13 protein-coding genes and 2 rRNA genes are annotated in these 23,529 nt (G+C 69.1%); 10 read left to right on the forward strand and 5 right to left on the reverse strand.

Features of this window, described 5'->3' with window-relative positions:
• Positions 1 to 236 precede the first annotated feature (236 nt).
• The 3 genes from OG992_RS21995 to OG992_RS22005 all read left to right on the forward strand — a co-directional run bounded on the left by OG992_RS21995 (position 237) and on the right by OG992_RS22005 (position 4,305).
• Positions 237 to 3,345, forward strand: a 23S ribosomal RNA gene (locus OG992_RS21995).
• A gap of 85 nt (positions 3,346 to 3,430) precedes the next feature.
• A 5S ribosomal RNA gene (gene rrf / locus OG992_RS22000) occupies positions 3,431 to 3,547 on the forward strand.
• 479 nt (positions 3,548 to 4,026) lie between these two features.
• A complete protein-coding gene (locus OG992_RS22005; RefSeq protein ID WP_266304181.1) occupies positions 4,027 to 4,305 on the forward strand; it encodes a hypothetical protein in 279 nt (92 codons plus the stop codon).
• 124 nt (positions 4,306 to 4,429) lie between these two features.
• On the opposite strand, the gene OG992_RS22010 is transcribed toward OG992_RS22005, so the two are convergent.
• Positions 4,430 to 6,250 carry a VanW family protein gene (locus OG992_RS22010; protein WP_266304182.1) on the reverse strand — a complete coding sequence of 607 codons (1,821 nt, stop codon included), beginning with the start codon at positions 6,248 to 6,250 and terminating at the stop codon, positions 4,430 to 4,432.
• Positions 6,251 to 6,432: 182 nt separating this feature from the next.
• On the opposite strand from OG992_RS22010, the gene nudC reads away from it, so the two are divergent.
• The gene (gene nudC / locus OG992_RS22015; protein WP_266304183.1) at positions 6,433 to 7,350 is read left to right on the forward strand and encodes an NAD(+) diphosphatase; all 918 of its coding nucleotides are present in this window, start codon (positions 6,433 to 6,435) and stop codon (positions 7,348 to 7,350) included.
• Here the strand turns inward: nudC and OG992_RS22020 are convergent.
• Positions 7,247 to 8,539, reverse strand: coding sequence for a lipopolysaccharide biosynthesis protein (locus OG992_RS22020; RefSeq protein WP_266305252.1), 1,293 nt, complete (start codon positions 8,537 to 8,539; stop codon positions 7,247 to 7,249). The genes nudC and OG992_RS22020 overlap by 104 nt on opposite strands.
• A gap of 44 nt (positions 8,540 to 8,583) precedes the next feature.
• On the reverse strand, positions 8,584 to 13,011 hold the full coding sequence (locus tag OG992_RS22025; RefSeq protein WP_266304184.1) for an alpha-(1->3)-arabinofuranosyltransferase: 4,428 nt from the start codon (positions 13,009 to 13,011) through the stop codon (positions 8,584 to 8,586).
• Between the two features lie 161 nt (positions 13,012 to 13,172).
• Between OG992_RS22025 and OG992_RS22030 the strand changes: the two genes are divergently transcribed.
• Genes OG992_RS22030 through OG992_RS22040 form a run of 3 tightly spaced genes read left to right on the forward strand, consistent with a single transcriptional unit; the run spans position 13,173 to position 17,035 of the window.
• Positions 13,173 to 15,059, forward strand: a complete 1,887-nt coding sequence (locus OG992_RS22030) for a hypothetical protein (RefSeq protein WP_266304185.1) — start codon at positions 13,173 to 13,175, stop codon at positions 15,057 to 15,059.
• Positions 15,060 to 16,805 (forward strand): hypothetical protein, encoded by a 1,746-nt coding sequence (locus OG992_RS22035; protein ID WP_266304186.1) that lies wholly within the window; start codon positions 15,060 to 15,062, stop codon positions 16,803 to 16,805.
• Positions 16,806 to 16,840: 35 nt separating this feature from the next.
• Positions 16,841 to 17,035 carry a hypothetical protein gene (locus tag OG992_RS22040; protein ID WP_112589285.1) on the forward strand — a complete coding sequence of 65 codons (195 nt, stop codon included), beginning with the start codon at positions 16,841 to 16,843 and terminating at the stop codon, positions 17,033 to 17,035.
• On the opposite strand, the gene OG992_RS22045 is transcribed toward OG992_RS22040, so the two are convergent.
• Entirely contained in the window at positions 17,020 to 18,198 is a 1,179-nt protein-coding gene (locus tag OG992_RS22045) for a glycosyltransferase family 4 protein (protein WP_266305253.1), read from the reverse strand. The genes OG992_RS22040 and OG992_RS22045 overlap by 16 nt on opposite strands.
• Before the next feature lie 109 nt (positions 18,199 to 18,307).
• Positions 18,308 to 19,573 (reverse strand): acyltransferase, encoded by a 1,266-nt coding sequence (locus OG992_RS22050; RefSeq protein ID WP_266304187.1) that lies wholly within the window; start codon positions 19,571 to 19,573, stop codon positions 18,308 to 18,310.
• A 111-nt stretch (positions 19,574 to 19,684) separates the two neighbouring features.
• Here OG992_RS22050 and OG992_RS22055 point away from each other — a divergent pair, with 111 nt between their 5' ends.
• The 3 genes from OG992_RS22055 to OG992_RS22065 all read left to right on the forward strand — a co-directional run bounded on the left by OG992_RS22055 (position 19,685) and on the right by OG992_RS22065 (position 23,474).
• A complete protein-coding gene (locus OG992_RS22055; protein ID WP_238684866.1) occupies positions 19,685 to 20,881 on the forward strand; it encodes a DUF3068 domain-containing protein in 1,197 nt (398 codons plus the stop codon).
• A gap of 395 nt (positions 20,882 to 21,276) precedes the next feature.
• Positions 21,277 to 21,900 (forward strand): DUF6230 family protein, encoded by a 624-nt coding sequence (locus OG992_RS22060; RefSeq protein WP_266304188.1) that lies wholly within the window; start codon positions 21,277 to 21,279, stop codon positions 21,898 to 21,900.
• A 92-nt stretch (positions 21,901 to 21,992) separates the two neighbouring features.
• Entirely contained in the window at positions 21,993 to 23,474 is a 1,482-nt protein-coding gene (locus OG992_RS22065; RefSeq protein ID WP_266304189.1) for a DUF6114 domain-containing protein, read from the forward strand.
• Positions 23,475 to 23,529 lie beyond the last annotated feature (55 nt).

Consider the following 23,529-nt stretch of genomic DNA (forward strand, 5'->3'; position numbering starts at 1 on the left):
GATGGTCTCGGTGCGGCTGAGAAGAAATGTGAGCACCCTGTTGGGTCCTGAAGGAACAACCATTGGTTGTTGTTTCAGAGACGCGCCGGCCTCCTGTGTGGGGGCTGGAAGTCTGCCAGGCATGGCCTGGCCCCACATACCGTTGGTCCTGAGAGGGGCTGGGTTTGGTGTGGGGCGGATCGGGTTGTGGGTTGGTCGTTTGTTGAGAATTGCACAGTGGACGCGAGCATCTTTGTGGTCAAGTTGTCAAGGGCGAACGGTGAATGCCTTGGCACCAGGAGCCGATGAAGGACGTGGGAGGCCGCGATAGGCCTGGGGGAGCTGTCAACCAAGCTGTGATCCCAGGGTGTCCGAATGGGGAAACCTGGCACCAGTCATGTGGTGTCACCCACACCTGAACACATAGGGTGTGTGGAGGGAACGCGGGGAAGTGAAACATCTCAGTACCCGTAGGAAGAGAAAACAATTTAGTGATTCCGTGAGTAGTGGCGAGCGAAAGCGGATCGAGGCTAAACCGGCTGCGTGTGATACCTGTCAGGGGTTGCGTGGTCGGGGTTGTGGGACCCTGCTGAACAAGCTGACACTTGTTCGAGAAGTTACAAAGTCAGTGGCTAGTCGAACAGTCTGGAATGGCTGACCGTAGACGGTGAGAGTCCGGTAGGTGAAAGTTGCTGACCTTCTGTGGGTGTTCCCGAGTAGCGGCGGACCCCTGAAATCTGCCGTGAATCTGCCAGGACCACCTGGTAAGCCTAAATACTTCCTGGTGACCGATAGCGGACAAGTACCGTGAGGGAATGGTGAAAAGTACCCCGGGAGGGGAGTGAAATAGTACCTGAAACCGTTCGCCTACAATCCGTCGGAGCCTTGCGGGGTGACGGCGTGCCTTTTGAAGAATGAGCCTGCGAGTTAGTGGCATGTGGCGAGGTTAACCCGTGTGGGGGAGCCGTAGCGAAAGCGAGTCTGAATAGGGCGATTCAGTCGCGTGTCCTAGACCCGAAGCGGAGTGATCTAGCCATGGGCAGGCTGAAGCGCGGGTAAGACCGCGTGGAGGGCCGAACCCACCAATGTTGAAAAATTGGGGGATGACCTGTGGTTAGGGGTGAAAGGCCAATCAAACTCCGTGATAGCTGGTTCTCCCCGAAATGCATTTAGGTGCAGCGTCGCGTGTTTCTTGCCGGAGGTAGAGCACTGGATGGTCTAGGGGGCCCACAAGCTTACCGAAATCAGCCAAACTCCGAATGCCGGTAAGTGAGAGCGCGGCAGTGAGACTGCGGGGGATAAGCTTCGTAGTCGAGAGGGAAACAGCCCAGATCACCAGCTAAGGCCCCTAAGCGTGTGCTAAGTGGAAAAGGATGTGGGGTCGCATAGACAACCAGGAGGTTGGCTTAGAAGCAGCCACCCTTTAAAGAGTGCGTAATAGCTCACTGGTCAAGTGGTTCCGCGCCGACAATGTAGCGGGGCTCAAGCACACCGCCGAAGCTGTGGCATTCACATTTTATCCTCGCTTGGACTTGATTCCTTGTGCAGGTGTGTGGATGGGTAGGGGAGCGTCGTGCCGCGAGTGAAGCAGCGGGGTGACCCAGTTGTGGACGCGGCACGAGTGAGAATGCAGGCATGAGTAGCGAAAGAAGGGTGAGAAACCCTTCCGCCGGATGACCAAGGGTTCCAGGGCCAGGCTAATCCGCCCTGGGTGAGTCGGGACCTAAGGCGAGGCCGAGAGGCGTAGTCGATGGACAACGGGTTGATATTCCCGTACCCGCGAAAGAGCGTCCCTGATGAACCTCGTTGTGCTAACCACCCGAACTTGGTGAGGTCTTCGGACTGAGCTGAGGGAGCGTGGGAACCTGATGGGTAGTAGTCAAGCGATGGGGTGACGCAGGAAGGTAGCTGAGCCCGGCCGGTGGTTGTGCCGGGGTAAGCGTGTAGGCCGTGTTGTAGGCAAATCCGCAACACATGAAGGCTGAGACGTGATGCCGAGCCGATTCAGGTGAAGTCAGTGATCCTATGCTGCCGAGAAAAGCCTCTAGCGAGTTCTTAGCGGCCCGTACCCCAAACCGACACAGGTGGTCAGGTAGAGAATACCGAGGCGATCGGGCGAACTGTGGTTAAGGAACTCGGCAAATTGCCCCCGTAACTTAGGGAGAAGGGGGGCCGGAGACGTGAAGCCCCGCGCGGGTGGAGCGTTGTATGGCCGCAGAGAGCAGGGGGAAGCGACTGTTTACTAAAAACACAGGTCCATGCGAAGAAGTAATTCGATGTATATGGACTGACGCCTGCCCGGTGCTGGAACGTTAAGGGGACCTGTTAGCTCTTCGGGGCGAAGCGGAGAACTTAAGCGCCAGTAAACGGCGGTGGTAACTATAACCATCCTAAGGTAGCGAAATTCCTTGTCGGGTAAGTTCCGACCTGCACGAATGGCGTAACGACTTCCCCACTGTCTCAACCACAGGCCCGGCGAAATTGCAGTACGAGTAAAGATGCTCGTTACGCGCGGCAGGACGGAAAGACCCCGGGACCTTTACTATAGCTTGACATTGGTACTCGAATTAGCTTGTGTAGGATAGGTGGGAGCCGGTGAAGTCCATACGCCAGTATGGGTGGAGGCAATCTTGAAATACCACTCTGGTTGATTTGGGTATCTAACTTCGGACCGTTATCCGGTTCAGGGACAGTGTCTGGTGGGTAGTTTAACTGGGGCGGTTGCCTCCTAAAAGGTAACGGAGGCGCCCAAAGGTTCCCTCAGCCTGGTTGGCAATCAGGTGTTGAGTGCAAGTACACAAGGGAGCTTGACTGTGAGACTGACAGGTCGAGCAGGGACGAAAGTCGGGACTAGTGATCCGGCACTTGCGAGTGGAAGCGGTGTCGCTCAACGGATAAAAGGTACCCCGGGGATAACAGGCTGATCTTCCCCAAGAGTCCATATCGACGGGATGGTTTGGCACCTCGATGTCGGCTCGTCGCATCCTGGGGCTGTAGCAGGTCCCAAGGGTTGGGCTGTTCGCCCATTAAAGCGGTACGCGAGCTGGGTTTAGAACGTCGTGAGACAGTTCGGTCCCTATCCGCCGTGCGCGTAGGATACTTGAGAAGGGCTGTCCCTAGTACGAGAGGACCGGGACGGACGAACCTCTGGTGTGCCAGTTGTCCTGCCAAGGGCACGGCTGGTTAGCTACGTTCGGAAGGGATAACCGCTGAAAGCATCTAAGCGGGAAGCCTGCTTCAAGATGAGGTATCCCACCCACTTTGTGGGGTAAGGCCCCCAGCTAGACGACTGGGTTGATAGGCCGGAAATGTAAGCCCGGTAACGGGTTCAGTTGACCGGTACTAATAGGCCGAGGACTTGACTACTAAGCTGCTACGCGTCCACTGTGCAACTCTGAACAAGCGAACACCCGTGAGTGTGTGCCGGGGTTGTTTGATATGTTCATAGAGTTACGGCGGTCATGGCGGAGGGGAAACGCCCGGTTACATTCCGAACCCGGAAGCTAAGCCCTCCAGCGCCGATGGTACTGCACTCGTGAGGGTGTGGGAGAGTAGGACGCCGCCGGACAATCTTCCAGATAAGGCCACCCCTAACGGGGTGGCCTTATCTGCGTTTCCCCTTTCCCGCGTTTCCTCGTGTGGTTGATCGGCCGGGTCTCCCCGGTCTCCCCGGTCTGCGCGGGCTATCGGAGGACCGGTGGGGCCGGGTCTGGGGTCCGAGCCGCCCCTGAGGCGGGCAAGGTCACGCTCGATCCTGGTTGTCGTGGCCTCAGCTGCGTTGGGACACCACTACATCCAGGATGTTGCACGATCTTGCGGCCGGCGGACCGGCGACGACCGGGCCAGGCGACGGTCAGCGAGCCTGCTGTCAGCAGCTCAGCAGCTCAGCAGCTCAGCAGGTCTGGGATCTCCCCCGCGCCCACTCTCCCCCGCGATCTTGCAGTTTGTGCGGCGACAAATCGCCTCAGACTTCGCGTTACGACGACAGAAAGTGCAAGATCGCGGCGGTTCGGGGCTGGGTCTGGCGGCCAGGGTTAGGCTCGGCCCGTGGATGAGGTCCTAGTGTTTGTGGTGTTCACGGGCTGCGTGGCCGCGGTCCTGGGAACCCTCTGGTGGCTCGCGTCCCGGGTGCGTCGTCGCGGTATCGGTGGTGAGGTAATGGGTCCGTTCGAGGAGATGTGGCACCCTGCGGCGCACCGGTTCCGGGCCGAGATCCGGGTGCAGGAGAGTCGTACGGTCCCGATGCCACCGCAGGGCGGCAAGCGCGATGGCCACGGCGGTAACGCCGGCGACCCGGCCCCCGACCTGAGCTGGACCCGGACGTGAGCTGGACCCGGAGCAGGGCTGGACCCGGAGCAGGGCTGGACCCGGAGCAGGGCTGACCCCCGACCTGAGCTGGACCCGGGGCAGGGCGGACCTCACGGCGGGATCGACCCGCACCGGGTAGCCCTTAGGACGGTTTGGTCCCGCAGACGTAGCGGGGTTCCGCGTCGTAGCGCCAGGTGAACTTCTCCCGCTTGACCACGGTGCCGCCCTTCTTGATGACCCGGAAGGCGTCCTGGGTGAAGCCGTTGATGCCGTTGGTCTCGATGCACGAGGGGCCGGGCGACAGGTGGATCTGCTTCGGCGTCGTGATGTTGCGGCGCGGCCCGTACTCGGTCTTCACGCTGTCGTAGATCTTCGTGCTCCAGATCGACACGGTGATCGTGCTGGACGTGTACGACGTGTCGATGAGTACGCCGTACTCGGTGTTGTTGCGGAACTTGAAGTCCAGGTTCGGCCAGAAGATCGTGGACTCGATGACGGCCGGGTACCTGTCGAACCAGTACGAGTGCGGCTTGTGCTCGACGTCCTCCAAGCCGGCGTAGTACGTCGCGTTGAACAGCGTGGTGGTGAACTGCGAGGTGCCGCCGCCGACGCCCGGCACCAGCTTGCCGTCGAGGATGACAGGTGCGTCCCGGTAGCCCTGGGCGTAGCCGCGCTCGCCGGTGTGCCCGTTGAGCGAGAACGTCTTTCCAGGTAGGACGACGGTGCCGTCCACCTTCCGCGCGATGGTCGCGATGTTCTGGCTGCGCGATGAGGCCATGCCACCGGTGAACCGGGTGGTGAAGGTCGACACCCGCTCCTTGATGCCCAGGCCGGCGAGCTTCTCCGCGGTCAGCTGCGGCGGTGTCGGCTTCAACTCGCCGGTCACCTCGCGGCCCTCCGCCCTGGGTAGGACGGCCAGCAGGTCTCGACTGAGGGTTGCCGTGTCCAGCTGCTGCCCGGATCGCCCCTCCTTGGCTGTGGGCCGGCCACCGGAAATCGTCATCGTGGCGTCCTTCGGCGGCACCTCGATGGCGGCCAGCTTGTCGCCGAGCGCCGCCCGCAGCCGCTTGACGTCCACCGAGGGGGTGAGCTTGCCGGTCTTGTCGGTGCTGAACCGGAGGCTCTTCGCGATGGCGGCGGGCGGGATCGACACCTGGCCCTTGTTGGTGCGCAGGGTGACCGGTGCGGCGACCGCCGGCTTCGCCAGCTCGCTGACCATCCGGTCCAACTCCTCCGGAGTGGTCGCCGGGTGGGTCTCCACCAGGGGCACGGTGACCGGGGCGCCGGCCAACCAGCCGGTGCGGACCACCTCGGCGGAACGCTCCGGGTTCAGAGCCAGCCCGGGCTTGGGTTGTACGACCTTCGGCGTGGTGCCCTTATAGGTGATCGCCGGCATCGTCATGCCCTGGGCCTGGTCGCCGAGCACCTTACGGAGCGCGTCGTCCAACCGGACCGCGTCGACTGTCACCACGGGCTCGACGGTGCGGGAGCCGACCAACCGGCTGACCGGGTGCGCGTCGGCCTCGGCGGCTGCGGCGACGGTCGCCGGCACGTCGACGGTCAGCCCCACGTCGGCGGGGTTGATCTCGGCGGTGCGCCCGTCGACGGTGACCTTCAGCGGCGTGGCGAGAGTTGCCGCCCGCCGGTCCAGCTCTGCCCGCAGTTCCCGGTCGGCGTCCGCGCGGCTCCGGCCGCCCAGTTCGGTGCCGAGCACGCTGGTGCCACGGGGGACGTCACCGGCGTACGCCCAGGCACCGGCGCCCGCCACGGCGGCGAGGACGCCACCGGTGATGCCGGCGGCGAGCATCATGCGCACCCGACGCGGCCGGCGCGGGCCGCCGTCCGGCTCGCCGGGAGTGGCTGTGCTGACCGGCTCAGGTCCGTCGTCCGGCCAGGTGACCGCGGTGACCTGCACTGTGGGCCGGTCGTCGGCGGGTGGACTGTTTTCGCCGTACAGCGTCACTGCAACCTCGATCGCCAGGGTGCCGCGGGAGGTCCTCCCTCCCGGAGGCACCTACGGTAACGAATGCCCGGCCCTCCTCGTTGGCTACGCCCACTAGGCGCTGCTACCGCGTGTCGTTCGGCGTGTCGCACCGGTCCGGGGGCGGTGCCGACGACCCACCGCCGACGTGGCACGGTGACCGGGTGGACACTGCGGAGCGGGTGTTGGCGTACGGGGGCGGATCGCTGGACCGGGCGGGACCGTTGCGCACCGATCCGACGCGGTTGGATGCGCTGCTCACCGAGTCGACCACAGTGCTGTTGCCGCTGTGGCGTGACCGTTGTCTCGTCGACGGGCACGGGCCGATCCGGCTCAGCGCGGAGCGCGCGGCGCTGGTCCGGTCCGCTGTCGGCGAGACAGTCTTCCTCGGGCTCGACGGGGAAGCCGCCGTGTTCGCGGCTGACCTCTCCGCGCTCCCCGAGCGGTCCGCCGTCGAGATGGCCGGTGCGGTGCGGTCCGTTGACGTGCGGGCACTGGTCGGGCGGATCGAGCCCGGCGACGCGTCAGTCCTGGCGTACGCCAGGGGTTTGTTGCACTGGCACCGGCAGCAGCGATTCTGCGGGACGTGCGGCGCGCCGGCCGTCGCCGGCGGCGGCGGGCACCTGCGGACGTGTGCCGGCACCGAATGCGGACGTCTGCTGTTCCCCCGGATCGAGCCGGCCATCATCGTGTTGGTCGAGGCACCCGGTCGGCCGGGGCGATGTCTGCTGGCCCGGCACGCGGGTGCGGCCGAGGACGCGTACTCGACGCTGGCCGGCTTCGTCGAGATCGGCGAGAGCCTGGAGGACGCGGTCCGTCGTGAGATGGGCGAGGAAGCGGGCGTGACAGTCACCGACGTGACCTACCAGGGGTCACAGGCGTGGCCGTTCCCCGCCGGCCTGATGGTGGGCTTCCGGGCCACCGCCACCTCCGACGAGGTACGCGTGGACGGCGAGGAGTTGTTGGAGGCGCGCTGGTTCACGCGGGCGGAGCTGCGGGACCGGGTGGCCTCGGGTCGTCCGCTCGGTCGGGTGGACTCGATCGACCACCGACTGCTGACGGACTGGCTTGAAGAGGACTAGTCGGCTCGGTCGCCGGAACCGGTGCGGGCCGACGGGCTGTCACCGCTATCAGCGCTGTGGTGACGATGGCAGTGCCCAGTGCCGCGAGGAGGAGACCGGGGACGGTGTGCGGCCGAAGGGTCGCGGTGACGGCCACCAGGCCGGCCACCCCCACCCACAGTGGTGCCGCCGCCCAGCGTGCGCCGGCCGCGAGGCGGTCGTTGAGCAGCACGAACGTCACCGCGTAGAGCGCACCGACCGCCGCGAAGACTGGTGCGTACCGGCCCAGGTGGTCGTAGTCGGGCCCACCGGCGAAGCGGAACGCGAGCCCTCCGGCGAGCGTCGAGGCGAGGACCAGAATCACGCCACACCCGCCTGTCACAGCGAGCGCAACCGTTCGGCTGCGCCGGTCGCCGCGGGCCAGCCGCGGTAGGGCGAGGACGGCGGCGACCTGCGGTGCCCAGAGCGCGCCCTTGCTCAGGACGGTGCCGACCGAGTACGCCCCGGAATCCGACGGGGACAGCAGTTGCCGGGACAGCAGCAGGTCGGCGTAGGAGACGACGAGCATCGCCAGGGTCGCGCCGCCGCCGGCAACGACCTGAGCGACGGTCAACCGTGGGGCGGTGGACGACCGTCGGGGCTCGCGGGCGAGTCGGGCCAGCACCGCTGGGGTGAGGGCGGCGGTCAACGCGCCGACCGCCAGCGCGCCGGTCGGTCCCGCGTCGAGCAGCAACCCGGCGATCACGCCGCCGTAGCGGCCGGCGGCGAGCAGCGCCATCCCGATGGCGAGTCGTACGAAGCGTTGGCCACCCTGCAACTCTCCGAGCGATCGGGAGGAGAGCACTATCGCCGCGGTGGTGACCGCGAGCAGCGCGGGCATCTCGACCGGGAGATCCAGGGCGGTGACCAGCAGCGGTGTCGCCGCGACGAGGGTTACCGCGCACAGTGCGGCGGTGACGGCGGTGAGCCGCCGAGTGTCGGAGGCGCCGTGCCGGGCGCGGTGCACGGCGACGGCCAGTTGCAGGCCGAGCCCTGGCACACCGACGATCGCCACCAGACCCAGGGCGGTGGCGAGCGCGCTGAGGTCGGCCGGGTCGAGCCGCCGGGCGGCCAGGACCGGCACCAGGTAGGCCAGGCCGTTGACCAGGACCCCGGCCAGTGTGACGCTGACTCCGGCAGCGCCGAGGCCCGTGCTCCATCCGCGTGCCAGCTCCGTCTGGGCCGTCTTCTGCCGACGGACGGGTCGTCGAGGGCTCACGTGATCTCGGAGAAGGTCGGAAGCTGCCCGTCGGCCGGCCCGGCCGCCTGGCCGGGTCTTGCCGGCTCGGCCGGGTCGTGATCGGCCGCGTCCGGCTCGCTGGCGTCCTGCTCAGCCACAACAGGCTCGGTCCCGTCCGGCTCGGTCGTCTCCCGCGTCGGTCCCGCCATGACCGCCGCAACGGCTGCGGTCGCGGCGGTCGGCCTGGCCCGGCGTACGGGCCGCCGTCGGGCGGCGGTGGAGAGCCAGAGGGCGCCCAGGGCGACGACGATGGTGAGTTGCACGAGCGCGTCGGTGTTCCGCCGCGTCGAGTCGAGGTAGAGCAACCCGGCGAGCAGGACGAGCGCGCCGGGCAGCCAGGTCTCGACGGCCCGGCTGATCGTCCTGGCCCGGCGTGGGTCGGCCGGCCAGGGCAGGCGGCGTGAGCCGGGTACCGCCAGCATGAATCCCGCCGCGACCAGCAGGCCGCCGATGAGGCCACTCCACAGCACCAGCGCGGCGGCCCCGACGGCCAGCAGCGGCAGCGAGCGGGTGACCCGACGTCGGCCGCGCGGTGGGACGGTCGCCGGGGTTCGCCCGGTGGGCTGTCGGGCGGGCACCACAGCGAGCAGGACCACCACCGCGAGCAGGATGCCGCCGAGGAGAAGCCCCGCCCGGTACGGCGTGTCCGGTGCGAAACGCAACAGCACCTCTCCGGAGGCGCCGGCGGGAAGGATCCAGCCCTGCTGCCAACCGTCCACCACCAGTGGTTTCAGCGTCCGCCCGCCGAGGGTGGCCTGCCAGCCGGTGTTGGTGTTCTCCCGTACGGCGAGCACCCGGTCGACGGGGTGACTGGCCACCCGTACCCGTCGCTCGGTGGCCGCCCAGGATTCGATCTCGGTGGCGCTGGCGTTGGCGGTCGCCGGGGCGGGAGTGGTCGTCTTCGGTACCAGGGCGACCCTCGTGGGCCAGGCCAGCTTGCCCGGGGTGGTGACGATGCGGTGCTCCCCACGGCCCAGGTCAAGCTGCCGGGGCGTGTCCCGGCCGCACGGCGTCACCGGCATCTCGCGCATCTCCAGCAGGTCGCGGAGCGTGCCGCGCAGCATGGTGGTGACCCGTGCCGCGCCGATCTGGAGCGTCGGCCCCGATCCGCAGGCCAGCGACAGGGGTGCGTCGGGGCGCGGTCCGACGGTGGGCGCTCCGGGTAGCACCGTCACCTCGCCGACCGCGACGGGCAACCGCTCCGGCAACCGCAGCTTGTACGGGTCGGTGCTGGTGGCGGACGGCTTGTCGAGGAACTGGATGGTGATCTCGTCGGTCCGCATCGGCGGGTCCAGGCGGAGCAGCCCGTCGTCGCCGAGCAGGCTGCTGCGGAAGCCGTCGTCGCCGACCACCCGCACACTGCCGAGACGGGTGGCGGGTGTCTTGTCGTCGACCGAGAAGCGGAGACCGGTGATGGTCTGCGGCTTGAGCCACTTGAGTCGCAGGATCGGTGCCTCGTCGTCGATCGCCGGTGACCAGCTGGTGGCCGGGTCTCCGTCGAGTGCCGCCCCGGCCCGGCCGGTCGGGTCGGGCACCGCCGTCGAGGAGGCGCTGATCTGCGCCGCGAGGCGCAACGGCTGCGCGTCGGTCACCAGCTTGTCGAGGGCGTTGTCCAGGTCAGGGCCGGCTGTGGGACGCGCCCACAGCTTGGCGTCGTACGCGCCGGCCGCCGGCAGGGTCACTGTCCGGTCGATGGTGGACCCGTCCTCGGAACCACGGATGGCGTCGGTGGAGCAGCGCGGGTAGCCGTCGACGGAGAAGCAGGCCGGTGTCGTGGGTGCCGCGGACACGACGACGGCCGCCGGCCGGTCGGTGACCGGTGCGGTGGGCAGGACCAGGGTGCGGCTGGTCTGGATGCCCGGGATCTTGATCTCGGCGACACCGACCGAGCCGTTTCCGAACGGGCGCAGGTCGTACGCGCTGTCGACCGAGACCCGGACCTCGCGGGTGGCGTGGACGCCGGGCAGTTCGAACACCATGTGGTCGCTGAACTGTTCGACGGTGCTGCTCTCGTACCCGGCGCTGACGGTCACCGTCGTGGGCAGGGCATCGGCCTTCAGGTCGAACCACACCTCGACCCGGGTGACAGTCGTCGGGTCGGCGAGGCTCACCTCGATCCACTGTTGGTCGCTGGGCGAGTACGGCGCGGACTGCCAGGAGGTCGCCGGGTTGCCGTCCATCGCCGCGTACGGCTGGTGCTCGGGGCGGGCACCGCCGGGGGAGCCCACCTGCGAACGGGCGGTGGAGGTGCGGATCGCGTCGATGCCCTCGAAGCGGGCGACGGTGGAGTGCTCCGCGCCCCACTCGGGCAGGTAGTCGTGGGCGGGCGCGGTGACCTCGAAGGTGTCGTCGGCGGTCAACGTCTGGGAGGTGTTGTCACGCAGCCCGCCGAACGACACGTCCCGCCTGCGCAGACCATCGGTGATGGCCACCGGTCCGGCGACATCGGCTGTCGACGCGTCGCCGGCCAGGACGGTGGGCGCCGAGCCGAGTTGCCCCGCCGCGGCGAGGTCGAGCAGTGATTCGGGGCCACCGACCACTGTGGTCACGTCGGATCTGTCGTAGGCGACCACCGGCGAGACGGGCCGGTCGACCTGGTAGACCTCCAGCGCCCGGACGGGCACGTCGAGCCCGTGGTCGCGGAACTCGTCGGGGGACGAGGGCCCGCCGCGCAGGGGGCCGAAGGACGTGACGCGGGTCAAGCCGGGTGAGCGCTCCAGCGCCTGCCGGACCACCGCTGGGCGCGCCGTGTCGGAGCGGCCATGGTCGAGGTCGGCGCGGAACAGGACGTGACTGATTCCGGATCGGGCCAGCAGATCCGCCAGGCCGGTCGACCCGGCGCCGGTGGCGAGCGTCGACTCGATCACGTCCAGCAGTCGGATCGTGGTCGGTGGGGTGAAGGGAATGGCGTTGCGTACTGCCCACCGGCTGTTGAGCAGCGGCTGAGTGATCTCGTCCGTGGTGTTGCCCCAGTCGTACGACGGGAAACGCGCTCCGGGTACGACGAGCACCCGCCCGCGTCCCGTGTTCGCGTCGAGCCAGTCGGTGGCGTCGTGCCAGTAGCCGGGCACCTCCTTGACCGCGCCCGGGGTGGCGAGACCACCTGCGAGGGCGGGCGTGGCGACCGCCGTGACGGCGACGATCGCGGCACCGGCGGTCAGCCAGGCGCGTGCGACGGTTCGCGGACGGTGCCGCGCGGGCGCGGTGCGCGCAGCCCGGACGGCCAGCCCGATCAGGTGCGCCATGCCCAGGCACAGGGGCAGGCGGAGCAGGACGTCGAACTTGTGCACGTTGCGCAGGGGTGCGCCGACACCGTCGAGGAACTCCCGTTGCGGCCCGGCGAGGATGTTCGGCAGGTCGCCGACGTGCCCGAGACCGACGAGCGCGACGCCGAGCACCAGACCGGTGATGAGGAACCGGCGGTGCGGCATCCCCCGTCGGGACAGCCCGAGGACACCGAGGGCGGCGACCGCCAGGGTGGCGGCGACCAGCACCGCCTCGTTGGCGAGCCGCGCACCGGACGGGATGGTCGGTCCGAACGGGGAGGCCAGGTAGGCGACCCAGTAGGAGGCGCCGCGCAGTGCGGTCACCCCGTCGGTGACGCTGGTGGTGTTTCGGGCGGTCTCGATGTAGTCCAGGAAGGGTGGGCTGTACCGCCCGAGGACCAGCAGCGGAACCAACCACCACGCGGTGGCCAGGGCCACCGCGCCACACCAGGCGGCGATGGCGGTGACCCGCCGGCGTACGGGCTGGACGGTGGCGAGCCAGAGCACTGCCAGTGGCACCACAGCGAACACGGCGGTGGCGTTGACCCCACCGGCGCAGGCGACGGCGATGGCCGACGCGGCGACGGCACGTCGCAGTCGCGTGCCCGCGGCGAGACCGACCAGTGGAATGAGCACCCAGGGGGCGACGGCGCTGGGCCAGGCTTCCACCGAGGACCAGCCGAGCTGGGTGAGGATGCGCGGTGACAGCGCGAAGGCGACGCCGGCGATCATGCGCCCGGCGGGCGTTCCGATGGTGAGCCGGCCCGCCAGGCGTACGGCCCCCAGGTAGGCGACACAGAAGAGCAGTGCCCACCACAGCCGCTGCACCACCCACGGCGCGAGGCCGGACTCCGACCCGAGCAGGAAGAACGGGCCCATCGGCCAGAGATAGCCGTACGCCTGGTTCTGTAGTTGACCGAACGTGCCGGTGGGGTCCCACAGGTGCAGTGAGCGGAGCAGCCACCCGGCCGGGTTGACGTTCAGGTCGACCTTGGTGTCCGGGACGACCTGGCCCGGGGCCTGCTGGAAGGCGAGGGCGGTGAGAGCGATGCAGATGACCAGGTGCCGGAACCGTCGGGCCGTGTGCCGGCTCCGGCTGGACCCCGGAGCGGCGCCACTGGCCACCTCTGCACGCATTTCGGCTCCTGTCTTCACCGGCCGGACGCGCACCTGCAGCCGACGACTGTCGCGCGACGTTATCCGGACCGGGCACGGACGGGCGACCAGGGGCGCTGCGGTGGCGTTATCGGGAGAACGGCCGTCCCCACGGCGTGTAAGCGTGTGGCAGGCTGCCGACCATGTCAATGCCAGAAGCTGAGGCCGAGACGCATCCGGAACGCGTCGCGTCCGACGGCGACGGGCCCGGGCCGATCGGCCGATGGCTCCGCGCCGACCCCGTCCGCGCCGTGGCGATCGCCCTCATCGCGGTGTCCGTCGCCTGGCGTGCCGGCCTCGCCACCCGTGGCTGGTTCTCGCAGGACGAGTTCGTCATCGCCGCCCAGGTCCTCGACACCGGGCTGGACGCGGACTATCTCCTGCGTACGTTCAACAACCACCTCATGCCCGGCGGCCTGTTGGTGGCGTGGGCGATGGTGCGGGCGGCGGGCTTCGCCACCTGGCCGTGGGTGTTGCTGCTGGCGGTTGGCCAGGCGGCGACCGGGATCGCCGTCTACCGGCTGTTGCGGGATCTGCTCCGGCCAAGCTGGGGCCTGCTCATTCCGTTGTGCCTGTTCGTGTTCAGCCCGCTGACGCTTGAGGTCTCCTCGCTGTGGTTGGTCGGGCTGCTCGTGTTGCCGATGCAGTTGGCCCTGGTCATGGCGGTGGCAGCCCAGGTCCGGTACGTGCGGACCGGTCGCCTGCGGCACCTCGTGGTGGTCGCGCTGTGGCTGGTGTTCGGCCTGCTCTTCGACACCAAGTCCCTGCTGATCGTGCCGCTGCTGTTCCTGCTGACGGTCTTCCTCTTCACCTCCGGTGGCGTGTGGCGCAGCCTCGCGACGGCGATCCGCCGGCACTGGCCGGCCTGGCTGATGCTCAGCGCGCTGTCGGGGGGATACCTGGCGTTCTACCTGACCCGGCCCGCCGCCCGCGAGCTGGACGAGCCCTCGTCCGTCGGCCCGGTCCTCAACTTCCTCGGGGACCTGGTCGGCGAGACAGTGGTGCCGGGTCTGCTCGGAGGGCCCTGGCGCTGGAGCTACGCCGGTGACGGTCCCCCGCTCGTCGACCCGTACGACATCGCCAAGTGGTTGTCGTGGGCGGCGCTGGCGACGCTGGTAGTGGTGACCGTCCGGCGGCGTCCGTCGGCCGGCCGGGCCTGGCTGCTGCTCACCTCCTACCTCGGCCTGGTCGCCGCGCTCTTCGCCATCACCCGGCTGGGTGGGCCGCTCGGCCCACTGGTCGGCGTCGTCCCCCGGTACGTCGCCGACGTGGTGCTGGTCGCGGCGATCTGTGTGGGCGCGGCCCTGCTGGGGATCAAGGACACCGACGAGGACGAGGTGTCGGCGTGGCCGGTGCCGACGGTCCTGCGGGAGCCGGGCGCGTTCGCTGTCGGCCTGGTCTCGATGATCGTCGTCCTGGCGACCATCGGCGTGGGCACCCTGTGGAGCACTGCCCGTTTCGGGGACAACTGGAGTACGAAGTACGGGCGGGACTATCTCGCGACGACGCAGGCCGAGCTCGCCGCGGCGCCGCCGGGCACCGTCTTCTTCGACACCGCCGTCCCGGACCGGGTGATCGCCGGTTACTTCTGGCCGGACAATCTCCAGTCGCACTTCTTCCGCCCGGCCGAGCGTCGACCCACCTTCGTGACGGAGGCCGCGCGACCGTCGACGTTCGATGATCTCGGCCGGATCCGCCCGGTAGTGGTTCAGGGACGGAAGATCGTGCCCGGCCCGGTGGACGGTTGCGGGCACCTGGCCCAGGGCGGGCAACCCACTCGGATCCCGTTGGACGGGTACCTGGTGGAGTGGCCGTACGTGGTGCACTTCGGCTACCTCAGCTCGGGTGACTCGACAGCGCTGTTCCGGCTCGGGGACGCCACACGTGAGATCACCCTGCGACGCGGGTTGAACGACCTGTTCTTCCTGCTGGAAGGTGCGGGGGACGCCGTCGAGGTCACCGTGCGGACGCCAGGGGTCGGAGTGTGCACCGAGTTGATCACCGTCGGCCGGGCGGTGCCGGCGTCGTGAATGGTTGAGCCGACCGACGGCGTCGAGGCCGCACCGGTTCGGCGGGCGCGGGACACACTGTCGCTGTACGCGGTAGCGGCGGCGGTCACCGTTGTGGTGCTGGCCCCGCTGGCGGCACCCGGCTACGCGTTGCTGTACGACATGGTGTTCGTACCCCGGCAGCCGTTGACCTGGGATCTCGTCGCCCCGGCGCAGAGTCTGCCCCGGGCGGTGCCGATGGACGCGCTGGTCTCGCTGGTCACCCAGCTCGTGCCGGGCTGGGTGGTGCAGCGGCTCGCGCTCGCCGGGGCGGTCTTCCTCGCGGCGGTCGGCGCCGGCCGGTTGGTGCCGACCGAACGGCGGGCGGTCCGGCTGTTCGCCGCGGTGGCGTACGCGTGGACGCCGTACCTCGCCGAGCGGTTGCTGATCGGGCAGTGGGGGCTGCTGCTCGCGTACGCCGCCCTGCCCTGGCTGGTGCGGGCGGCGCTGGACCTGCGGGCCGGGCGCGACGGCGCGCTCGCCCGGGTGGTGCTCGCCGCCGCTCCCGCCGCCATCACGCCGACCGGCGGTCTGATCGCGCTGGGCACCGTGCTGGTGCTGACGTCGGACCGGATGCTCGCGCCCCGGTCGCTGCTGGTGTCGCAGCGGATGCATCCGCACCGGTCCCGGCAGGCGTTGGCCGCGGTCGGAGTGCTCAACGCCCCCTGGGTGGTCGCGGCGCTGGTCACCGGTGCCGGGGGTTCCTCGGACCCGGCGGGGGTGGCGGCGTTCGCGGCGCGTTCGGAGAACTGGGCCGGCCCACTGGTGGCGCTGGCCGGTACCGGTGGCATCTGGAGCGCGCAGGCCACCCCCTCCAGTCGCGCGGCACCACTGGTGCCGGTGGCGGCCCTCGTGCTGCTGATCCTGGCCGGTGTCGGTGCGGGCCTGCTGCGACGCCGGCTGCCCCCGGGTGGGGCGGCGCGACTGGCGGTGCTCGCCGGGACCGGATTTCTGCTCGCCGCCTTCGGGCTGCTCCCCGGTGGGGATGCCGCGCTGCGCTGGGCGGTGGTGCACCTGCCCGGCGCGGGGCTGCTGCGAGATGGGCAGAAGTTCCTGGCGCCGTACGCCCTGCTGCTGGTGGTGTGCGCGGCGTTGGGCGCCGAGCGGCTGGTGGCCCGGATCGACCGGGAGGTGGCCGGGGTGGTCCTGGTCGGGCTGCTGTTCCTGCCGGTGGCGGTCCTGCCGGACCTCGCGTTCGGCGGCGCCGGTCGGCTTCGGCCGGTGAGCTATCCGACGGAGTGGCAGCGGGTGGCCGAGCACATCGAGGAGGAGCCGGGGGAGGTCCTCGCGTTGCCGCTGAGCGCCTACCGGGCGTACCAGTGGAACCCTGGTCGGGTCGTCCTGGACCCGGCACCCCGCTATCTGCCGGGGACGGTCGTGACCGATGACACGCTCCGGGTCGGCGACGTCGCCGTGGCTGGCGAGAACCCGCGCGTCCGTGAGATGCGCCGGGCGCTGGCCGAGGGGCGGCCGGTCTGGACCACCGGGGTGCGCTGGGTCCTGGTGCAGCGCGAGGTCTCCGGCGAGGTCGACTCTCAGGTGCTCGGCGGCCTGGAACGCGTCCACGACGGACCGTTCCTGACGCTGTACCGCAACCCGGCCACAGTGCGGGAATCGGGCGGGTCCGGGCCCGCCCGACTGGCGGTGGTAGCGGCCCTCAGCGCTGCCCTTCTGGTGGTCATCGCTGCCGCCGTTTCGGCACTACACCGGCGAGCTACCGCGTGGTAACGTCCGCTCGCACGTCTCGCCATTGGAGGATTGGCATGCGTAGAGCTCTGACCCTGGTCGTGTCTGGCCTGGTGGCGGCGTTGCTGGGGATCCTGGCTCTCGGCGGGATCTCGGCCGCCGCGACCGCCACCGACGAGGAGGCCGCGAGTGAGGCCAAGCTCGTCTCGGAGGCGGCCAAGCGCGCCGGTAAGAAAGACCCGTACGCCCCAGCGGTTTACGGCGACAGGTAGGACGGCTCGCCCCGCTGCTGCACTGGGCGGGGCGACTCCACACCCTTGAGGATCGCCTCGAAGCGCCCACCCGCGGCCTGCCAGGTGAAACTTGCCGCGTGCTCCCGGGCCTGGGCGCCCATCTCCCGCCGCAGCTCATCCCGGCGCAGAAGCGTGCGCACCTTCATCAGGTAGTCGTCGATGTCGTCGGCCAGCAGGCCGGTACGCCCGTCGACTACCGCTTCGGCGACTCCGCCCGCTCCCCGGAACGCTACAGTCGGGGTCCCCGCCGACCCCGCCTCCACGATCGTGAGCCCCCAGCCCTCCTTGAGGGACGGGGTCAGGGCCACCCAGGCCGAGGCGAGCAGGGCGGCCTTCTCCTCCTCGGTCACGAAGCCCCGGAAGTCCACCCGCTCGGTGATGTCCAGCTCCGCGGCGAGTTCACGCAGATGCGACTCCCACCAGCCCTGGCCGGCGACGACCAGACGTAGTTGGGGCAGCTCGTCGGCGAGGGCCGCGACGGCTCGCAGCGCCACCTCCACCCGCTTGTGGGGCACCAGCCGGTTCAGCGTCACGAGCAGCGGGAACCTCGCCCGTTCGGCGTCGGTGTGGGGCAGCGTCGGGGTGCCGTTGTGCACCACGGAGACCTGCTCCGTCGGCACGCCCAGCACAGCCAGCTCTCGGCGGGTCGCCTCGGAGACGGTGACGTACCGGCACCGCTGGTAGACGCGTATGGCGAGCGACGACTCGATCCACCAGCCGAACCGGGCAGCCCACTTCGGAAGCACCACCGGCCACTGCTCGCGGTGCACGTGGTGGATCAGCTTGACCACCGGGCGTCGTGACCACAGCGGGGCGAGGAACGGCAACCCGTTGCAGACGTCGACCAGGACGTCGGGCCGGCCGCCGCGGCGGGCCGCCAGTGGGCCGATGCCCAGCGCGCCGACGACGTAACAGAGTGCCGCCCAGAGGTAGACGCTGTGCCGGCCGCCGCGCCGCACCAGCCGTACGCCGGCTTCGTTGACCTCGTCGGCGGGTGCCTGACTGTGGGCGGCGCAGAAGAGAGTGGCGCGGAATCCGCGCGCCACCAGCTCGGCGGCGATCCGTTCGACGTAGACCTCGGAACCGCCGCCCTCGGGGTTGCGGGTGTCTCGCCAGTTGAGGAACAACACGTGTCCGGGCATGCCGAAGCGACGCTCCACGCGAACCCTACTCTCAAGTAATTTAGCGACCCGCGTCACATTAGGGGCTGGTGTGCCGGCCGGCAATGCCCCGATGGGCCAGCGCTGGGCGCTACCCGCCGACCGTTGGCACCGGAGTGCCGGCCGCGACGGTCGGCGGCGTGGTGGCCGGTACGGCCACGTCGGTGGCGGGGGGCCCGGACGTCCGCCCACGCCCGGTGGGTCGGCGCCGACCCTGCGACCCGAGCATTTGCAGGGGCCGCTCGACGCCGTAGTAGCTGACCGCGGCGTACACCAGACCGAAGGCCATGGTGAGGGCGAAGGTGTTGAGCAGCCCGCCGGTGAACAGCTGTCGGTCGTCGACCAGATAGATGAGTTCGATGACCATGGGGTGCCACAGGAACAGCCCGTACGAGACCGTGCCGAGCCACCGGGCGGACGAGCTGCCGAAGATCTCCTTGGCCCGGCTCGGCCCGCCGAAGGCCACCGGGATCAGGATCAGCGCCGCGATCACGAGGTAGAGGGCCAGCTTGACGCCGAACTCGGCGGCCGACGGCTCGGTGAGGTCGCGGGGACCGGCGACGGGTGTCGTCGCGATCGCCATCAGGCCGACGGCGGCGGCCCAGCAGGTGACCGGCGCCGAGGCCAGGTCGTCCAGGACCCGGAAGGCCGCGGGCGCGGTCCCGGTGCGTAGGGCGACGTGCGCCGCCGCCAGTGCCATGCCGGTGCCGAACCAGGCGGCGTACGAGGGGAACCACATGGTGTGCAGGGCGGCGTCGAGCCAGCCGAGCCCCATCAGGGTGAGCCATCCCGCTGTCAGCAGCGCGCTTCCGCTGACGATCAGGATGGTCCGGACCGGACGCCAGGACCGGCCGACGGCGAGCACGGCGACCAGCGGCAGGATCAGGTAGAACACGACCTCGGTGGCGAGACTCCAGGTCTGGCTGAGCCCGGCGCGCAACTGCCCGGGTTGGTAGATCTGGCTGAAGGTGAGGTGCCGGATCCAGTCGCCGACGGACGCCTGCCCGTTCTGCGGCAGGACGACCAGGCAGACCGCGACCGCCAACCAGTAGGCGGGCAGGATGCGCAGAGCCCGCCGCCACAGGTAGCGCTTGGCGCGGGGTCGAGCCCGGCCCGTCGCGGCGTTGAGCGCCCACGGCCTGAACAGCAGGAACCCGGACAGTACGAAGAAGATGGCGACGCCGACGTCCAGTCGAGCCAGCCAGCCGCCCCAGGTGGTGTTCATGGTGACGGCGGTCTGGAACCCGACGTGGTGACCGACGACCGCCACCGCGCCGATTGCTCGCAGCGCGTCGAGGGCGGGAAGTCGGCCGGTTACCGAAGGCTCCGAAACTGTTGGCGCGGCGGCTGTGGACATCTGGACATCCAGGGGGTCGCTTTGAAGGTGACCGGGGAGTAACCTCCCGCCATGTTAAGGATCGGGTGCCCCGGACAACAGGTCGTAGGGCGGCAGGTTACAGGAGGATGAGTGAAGCTTCGCGTGGGCGCCGCGCTCTTCGGGCTTGGCGTCTTATTGCTGGTCTTCGCGGCCGGGCTGCCGTTTTATGTGGCCCCCGCCGTGACCAAGCTCCCCTACGATCTTGAGCCAACGACGTCCGTCGCCGAGGCGAAGAACGCCAGGTTCCTGAAGATCACGGCCACCGGCAGCTCGGTGAGCATCGAGGTTCCGCAGGGCGATCTGGTGTCCAACGTGGAGGTCATCCCACAGCCCGACGACACCAAGGATCGCCTGCCCGAGGACCTCAAGGGCGACGCGGTGATCTGGGACGTCTACCAGACGGTCCGGCGCACTGACAACCAGGACGTGGTCAGCCAGTACAGCACCGAACTCGCTCTCTACCGGATCTCCGGTGCGGCCGCCTCGTGGAAGGACCAGTGGCTCAATGAGACCGGGGCGGACGGGACTCCGGTCGGCAACGTGAAGTACACCGGCCAGATCTACAAGTTCCCGTTCGGCACCGCCAAGCGCGACTACCAGGTCTTCGACCGTGACCTCAAGCGGGCCGTCCCGGCCAAGTTCGTCGGCACCGAGAAGATCAAGGGCATCGAGGCGTACCGCTTCGAGCAGCGGATCGAGAACGAGGTGCTGGCCACCCCGGAGAGCAGCCTCCAGACGCTGGTCGGCAAGTTCGCACCGGGCGCCACCAGCGGCCAGGTCGTCTACAGCAACATCCGTACGCTCTGGGTGGACCCGGTCACCGGCTCCTACGTGAACGTGCGGGAGCAGCAGCACAAGGAGTTGCGCCCCAACACCGGCACCCCCACTGTGCTGTTGGACGCGGACTTCAACTACACCGACGACACTGTCAGCCGCAGTGTCGAGACGGTGAAGGAAAACCGCTTCAAGATCGGCCTGATCAGTTTCTGGGGCCCGATCGTCGCTGGTGTCCTCGGTCTGATCGCTGTCGTCTTCGGTGTGTGGCTGGTGACCCGACCCGAGGGTGGAACGGCCCGGCACCGCGCCGAGCCGGCGGTCGACGACCCGACGCCGACCCGGGTGGACCAGGAGCCGGTGCGCGACACGGACACCGTCGAGCAGCCCAGGCCGCAGCCGGTCGGCGGGCCACTGTCCGACGAGATTCCGCCGGCTTCGACCAACTGGAAGTCGGAGGACCCGACCGTGCCGACCCAGCGGCCGGCTCCGGGCGAGGTGGAGCAGCGCTGACGCGCGTACGACCGGACGTACGACCGAGGGGTGGGCCGCGACGCGGTCCGCCCCTCGGTCATGTGGCAACCCGTACGACCTGCGTACTTTACATTTGTTATTAGATTGTAATTAGTCAATGTGGAGTCACGTTGCGTTGATCAAACCACCGTCGTGCGCCTGACTTGTGGACATAGATGGGGGTTGCCGGGACGAATTCGTTCACTTGTCGTGATGTCTTGCCTCCACGTGGTCGCCCGACTGTTACCGCCCGGTAATCAGGGGGTTGTGACCTGCGCCGCAACGGGTGCACCATCAAGCCCGATGGTTACCAGCCGGTAACAGAACGCGGGCTCCCAGTGCGGACCGCCCGCTCAACACCGGCCACTCGCGCGCATCGACCCGAGGAGGAACCCGTGCAGGATCGGTTGGACAGTCAGGGTCGTACCCGATGGCGGCGCTTCGCCGCCATGATGGTGCCCGCCACGGCGGCTGCCGGCGCCATCCTCTTCGGAATGTCGACAGGCGCGATCGCGTCCGACATCACGGTCTCCGGGCAGACGTTCAAGATCGGCGCCGACCGCCTGGAGGGCGACGGCTTCAAGCAGTACGGGGGCATCGTCCGCGAGAAGGGCAAGGACGGGAAGTCCGGTCAGGTCCACCCGATCGCCCTCTCCGAGATCAGCAGCGCCGAGTTGTACAGCCTCTGCCAGTCCGTCCGCGCCGACCTGCCGGGCCTGCCGGTGGTGCTCACCATCAACGCCGGCGAGGGCAAGGAACCCGCCCGCGCCAAGGACCTGCTGATCGCGATGGACTCCTTGAACGGCAACGCGACCTTCACCAACATCAGGATCGGTCGGGACGCCACCGACCTGAACCCGACTGCCCAGGCCGGCTCGTTCGGCCAGAACTCCGAGCACGTCACCATCACCAACCTGCAACAGGTGTCCCGCTACACCACGGCGGCCACGTTCAACCTGGTCGGCCTCCGACTCAAGGTCAACGTGGGTGACGACGCCAAGGGCAAGGAGTGCTTCTGAGCTGAGCCCAGGCCCGCGGTGGTCAGCACCGCGGGCCGGGCCCAGGCCCCCGTTCCCGCTCGGTCCCGTCCCCGCTCGGCCAGGAGGAGTACGTGACAACCGCGAACCCGTCCCACGCCCGGCCCGGTGGTCCGGCTCAGGCGTGGCGGCTCTTCCGCCGCTGGCAGCGCAGCCGGCCGTTCTGGGGCGGACTGCTCATCGCCCTGGCCGGGCTGGAGATGTTCGCCTCCACCCGGATGACCCTCAACGGTCTCAGCTTCCACAGCGGCGCGACCGGTCTGCTCTCGCTGCTCATCCCGATCATCCTGGTGACCTGTGGCCTGCTGCTCTGGATCACCCCGGCGCAGCGGCTGTTCTACTCGGTCGTCGCGGCGGTCACCGCCGTGTACTCGCTGATCGGGCTCAACCTGGGCGGCTTCTTCGTCGGTCTGCTGCTCGGCATCGTCGGCAGCGCGCTCGCCTTCGCCTGGACCCCGATCCACCCCACACCACCCACCCCGCAACAGGCCGAGATCGAGCAGAACGGCGACGACCAGGGCGGCGCCGGCCTGGCCGGCGTCGGCCTGGCTGATGGTGACGCCGACGGATCCGACAGTGGCGGCGCCGAGCAGGACGGTGCCGTACGGGCCGATCATCCGGCGGGCGGAGCGTCCGACGAGGGTGCGCCGCCCGAGTGGCCGGGACGTTCGGCTGATCCGCGAGCCTTCGCCATCGCTCTCGTGGTCCTCGGCCTGGCGGCCGTCGGCCTGGCCAGCCAGCCCCGAGCGGTGCAGGCAGCACCGAACCGACCGGCCTCGACCGGCTGCCCCACCCCGCCCCGGGCCGTCACCCCGTCGCCCAGTCGCAGCGCGCCGATGCCGACGCCCACCCCGAGCCCGGCGCGGGGCGGCAACGTGATCACCGACATCCTGGACGGGATCGGCGATCTGCTCGGCATTGGAGACCGAGCGGACCCCGCGCCCTCGGTACGTCCCACCGCCACGCCGACAGCCCGGCCGACCAGCACGGCGACGCCCCGCCCCGGCCCCACCGACTGCCCGTCGCAGCCCCCGGGCAAGCCGACCCCGGGTAAACCCGGCACACCGGCACCCGGGAGGCCGGGCACGGTGCAGCCGGGCAAGCTCCTGCCGCGGATCGCCGCCGATCCGGGCCTGCCGACGGTGGCCCAGACGCCGTCGAAGCTCAGCGGGTCGTCGGTGCGGATGACCGGGCTGCGGTTCGACGGGGTCACGGACCTGCACACCGTGAAGGGCGACCTCAAGGTGCTGAAGTTCAGCATGCGGGAGGCGGTGACCGCCGACTTCCTGCTGCGGGCCGACGGCCCCGCAGGGCGCAACCAGAGGTACGCGACCAGCCAGTTGACAGTGCGGGGAGACGTGGCCTTCTACGCGACCCGGTTCGTCGGCCGACTGCTCGGCATCAAGATCACGCTGACCCCGGATCTGCCGCTACCGGACGGCCTTCCGATCACCTCGCCCATCCCGATCACGTTCACCGACCCCGCCATCGACCTGGCGTACGTCACCAGCGACACGCTGACCGCCCGCCCGGCGTTGGCACTCACCCTCGGCTGAGCGCACAGCCGCAGAGCGGCCTCGGGGTGCGGCGTTCGTGGCGCGAGCAGCCTCG

The sequence above is a fragment of the Micromonospora sp. NBC_00362 genome (assembly GCF_026342155.1).
GTDB lineage: Bacteria > Actinomycetota > Actinomycetes > Mycobacteriales > Micromonosporaceae > Micromonospora > Micromonospora hortensis.